This is a genomic window from Corynebacterium sp. HMSC28B08 (assembly GCF_001806865.1).
Taxonomy (GTDB): domain Bacteria; phylum Actinomycetota; class Actinomycetes; order Mycobacteriales; family Mycobacteriaceae; genus Corynebacterium; species Corynebacterium auriscanis.
Window position 1 is genome coordinate 1 of the sequence record NZ_KV786150.1, and the last position, 2,468, is coordinate 2,468.

Here is a 2,468-nt window from a genome sequence, read left to right on the forward strand (position 1 = left end):
CTACTCAAACGGAACAAAACCTGGGACACTTCAGTATGTACCTGGGAATCTACTCTTTTTCTTGAGCTTCCACGGAGTTCAACCCAGAAAGCCAGCGATGCCAGAAGTAATTGTTGTGATCAAGCATTTTCTCAACCGAAGACAGCATAGTCTCGTACGCATCTATTTCGGAGGGGATTTCTTCGACAAGGTCTTGAATGTGCTTCGGAACTTCCGACCCATTTTGGTTAAGTTTGCCAATTCGGTCTTGAATATTGCTTGCCAAATTTTTGCTGGTTCTAATGTGGGACATTATCGACCAGAATGAATTATTCAACTCTCCTATTTTGAGCATGTAATTCGAACATATGCGTTCGAACGATGGCGGAATAGAAAGATCGGCTAGTTGGCTGACTGGGACGTTCAACAACTCTGCAATAACAGTAGCCTCGGGGAGGCTGATTGACCGGTCGCCATTTTCCATCCTGCCAACCGTCGTTTGGTGGTACTTCGCTCCAAGCACTTCGTTCAGGTACTTAGCGAGTCCGGTTTGAGTTATTTTGGCCTCTTCCCGGAGTCTGCGAATCTCTTCGCCTACTTCCGGTTTGATGGGGTCGTTTTGAGCCATGCGTCAATGATGCCACTTTGGTTGTCTAGCTACAACATGAGTGCATACGCAAGCGGTTCTAGCTGTGATATACATCACAGTTTATTGCAGCCTATTCGCTAAATTGCCTGTTCAGCGACGCGCGCATCTACTAGTGCGGTCGTAAATAAAACAAAATCGCATATATATGTTGACAACGCATACAACATGGGTGCATACTCATATCAAGATCGCATGATCTTCCCTCACAGAGGGAGCCGCCAGGTGAGACCCAAAACCTCACACACTGGGGTGACAGCCAGGGGAAGGCCACAACCCTCCCCCTCCGCGAGCTACCGACAACAACCGGGAGAAACCACCATGAAAAATTCAGAACTGTTCACAATCGCTCTAGACGAACTCGCCACCTTTAACCTCCCCCTCACCAAAGCCCAGAGCATCAAAATGGTGAAGAAGCTGAGGAAGAAGATGGAGCGAGAACAGCAGCGACTAGAGGCAATGGAGGTGATAACCACAGCGGAGGTAAGGCTGTTACCCCACAGTGACCCCACGGGAGAACAGGCAGTGAGGAACGTAATACGGGCTGAACTCGCAAAGGCGGCGGCCTAGACAACAACCAACAAAGCAAGGCACCCCGTGGGGTGCCTTTTCTCATGCACACAACCGGAAAGGAAGTAATGAACCGAAACATTCTCAGCACACAACAGGTAGCGGACATGACCGGCCTATCACCCAACACATTCCGCGCCTGGCGCTCGCAGGGTAAGGGGCCTCGCTGGTTCAAACTCGGTCTACGATGCTTCTACATGCGCGAAGACATCGAAGCGTGGATTGAACAGCAGTACGCCACAACCGGGAAAGCCGAATACAGCGCCTAACCCCACAACTCGAAGGAAAACAAAAGTTGCTAGACAACCTCACAAAGCAAGCAAACGAACTGAGCTACAAGCTCGCGGAAATCGCCCTCGAACTCGCAGTACACGCAGGGCAAGGCTACGAAGAAGCCTTAACGCTCGTACTCAAAGCATGGGAAAACAAAGCGATACCAACAGAGATCGAAGATAGGGCCGGTCTCGTTCTGTCGAGTTGCCACAACGGGCTAATCGCACCGGAGTACGCAGCTACCACCATGTGGGAAATGTTCGCCACGCACCGCGCGGACGATGCGGCGGAATAACACGGTATCTGCAACAGCACCCCAGGGCACCATCACAAAAGCAACGACAAGGAAAGGCCTAATGGAAACCGCACAAGCAGCTTTCGCCGCGCTAGGGGAGCACCTAGCCGGGGCGGTAATGACCGCTGAGGAAATCAACGCATGGATCGAAGCACCGGAGCCGAAACCGCTACCGCCTGAAGTTGTTAGGCGACTATGCGGCATCGTCCCCAACGCTAGCTACACCGCTTTCGTTGAGCTACTCACGATGAATCTTGAAGACGCAGTTAGGCGACAATTCCCCCTCGCTGAGGGAGAAGCGCTGAGCTACCCATGACCAAGAGAAAAGGGAGGAAACAATGACATCGAAAACGCAAACCGAAATGGATTATGCCCACCAAGCAACAGATCAACCCAACGGGGATATGGTCACGTTTTGCGGGCAAACCTACCCCAGGGGTCGCTATGTGAAGCAAGAACAGTTCGACCTACTCGGAATAACCGAGATTGAACAGTGCCCACAATGCGCACTCATGCAACAGCTCGACGCGGCCACATGGAAAGAAGAGGGTGCCGAATGGTAACAGACATGGCAAAAGCGACACTCGCAGACGGTGGGCCGGGAATCCTACTTGTTCTGCTTGTGTCGCTATTACTCGTGAAGATCGCCGATTACTGGAAAGCACGGCGGGTACTGACTACCAACCGTACCGGACGTGAGGCGGG

At 51.9% G+C, this 2,468-nt stretch carries 6 protein-coding genes; 5 read left to right on the top strand and 1 reads right to left on the bottom strand.

Features of this window, described 5'->3' with window-relative positions; genetic code table 11:
- Positions 1-49 precede the first annotated feature (49 nt).
- Positions 50-607 carry a helix-turn-helix domain-containing protein gene (locus tag HMPREF3098_RS01595; protein WP_070433754.1) on the bottom strand — a complete coding sequence of 186 codons (558 nt, stop codon included), beginning with the start codon at positions 605-607 and terminating at the stop codon, positions 50-52.
- 339 nt (positions 608-946) lie between these two features.
- Here HMPREF3098_RS01595 and HMPREF3098_RS01600 point away from each other — a divergent pair, with 339 nt between their 5' ends.
- From HMPREF3098_RS01600 to HMPREF3098_RS01620, 5 genes are all read left to right on the top strand, one after another.
- On the top strand, positions 947-1,195 hold the full coding sequence (locus HMPREF3098_RS01600) for a hypothetical protein (RefSeq protein ID WP_070433755.1): 249 nt from the start codon (positions 947-949) through the stop codon (positions 1,193-1,195).
- Positions 1,196-1,263: 68 nt separating this feature from the next.
- Positions 1,264-1,464 (top strand): helix-turn-helix transcriptional regulator, encoded by a 201-nt coding sequence (locus tag HMPREF3098_RS01605; protein ID WP_070433756.1) that lies wholly within the window; start codon positions 1,264-1,266, stop codon positions 1,462-1,464.
- A 26-nt stretch (positions 1,465-1,490) separates the two neighbouring features.
- Positions 1,491-1,763, top strand: a complete 273-nt coding sequence (locus tag HMPREF3098_RS01610) for a hypothetical protein (protein WP_070433757.1) — start codon at positions 1,491-1,493, stop codon at positions 1,761-1,763.
- Between the two features lie 61 nt (positions 1,764-1,824).
- Complete coding sequence (locus HMPREF3098_RS01615; protein ID WP_070433758.1) at positions 1,825-2,079, top strand: hypothetical protein; 255 nt, start codon at positions 1,825-1,827, stop codon at positions 2,077-2,079.
- A 22-nt stretch (positions 2,080-2,101) separates the two neighbouring features.
- Positions 2,102-2,326 (top strand): hypothetical protein, encoded by a 225-nt coding sequence (locus tag HMPREF3098_RS01620; RefSeq protein WP_070433759.1) that lies wholly within the window; start codon positions 2,102-2,104, stop codon positions 2,324-2,326.
- Positions 2,327-2,468: the final 142 nt, after the last annotated feature.

Coding starts and splice junctions, on each gene's coding strand:
- HMPREF3098_RS01620 (WP_070433759.1), top strand. CDS start 2,102: ATGACATCGAAAACGCAAACCGAAATGGATTATGCCCACCAAGCAACA.
- HMPREF3098_RS01595 (WP_070433754.1), bottom strand. CDS start 607: ATGGCTCAAAACGACCCCATCAAACCGGAAGTAGGCGAAGAGATTCGC.
- HMPREF3098_RS01600 (WP_070433755.1), top strand. CDS start 947: ATGAAAAATTCAGAACTGTTCACAATCGCTCTAGACGAACTCGCCACC.
- HMPREF3098_RS01605 (WP_070433756.1), top strand. CDS start 1,264: ATGAACCGAAACATTCTCAGCACACAACAGGTAGCGGACATGACCGGC.
- HMPREF3098_RS01615 (WP_070433758.1), top strand. CDS start 1,825: ATGGAAACCGCACAAGCAGCTTTCGCCGCGCTAGGGGAGCACCTAGCC.